This is a genomic window from Staphylococcus agnetis (assembly GCF_002901865.1).
GTDB classification, from domain to species: domain Bacteria; phylum Bacillota; class Bacilli; order Staphylococcales; family Staphylococcaceae; genus Staphylococcus; species Staphylococcus agnetis.
This window is the reverse complement of sequence record NZ_PPQF01000076.1, coordinates 1-209: the sequence shown is the minus strand read 5'-3', so window position 1 is coordinate 209 and position 209 is coordinate 1. Positions and strand designations below refer to the sequence as shown.

The window sequence follows — 209 nt, the reverse complement described above, 5'->3', positions numbered from 1 at the left end:
TAGCATGATGCTAATTACACGGCATGGCGAAAACCCGTAGATCTGAAGAGATCTGCGGTTCTTTTTATATAGTCCATAAATACATTCAATGCCTTTGATCGTATTCTTTGCCGTATTGATACTTTGATAACTTATTTTCCTTGATTTGATATGACGATGATCTTGTTCAATGAGATTATTTAAATATTTAGAGGTACAATGACAGTTGG

At 34.0% G+C, this 209-nt stretch carries 1 protein-coding gene; it reads right to left on the bottom strand.

Annotated elements, in window-relative coordinates:
* A partial coding sequence (locus CD172_RS10585; RefSeq protein ID WP_142384438.1) for a DDE-type integrase/transposase/recombinase occupies window positions 1–209 on the bottom strand: 209 nt, incomplete at both ends.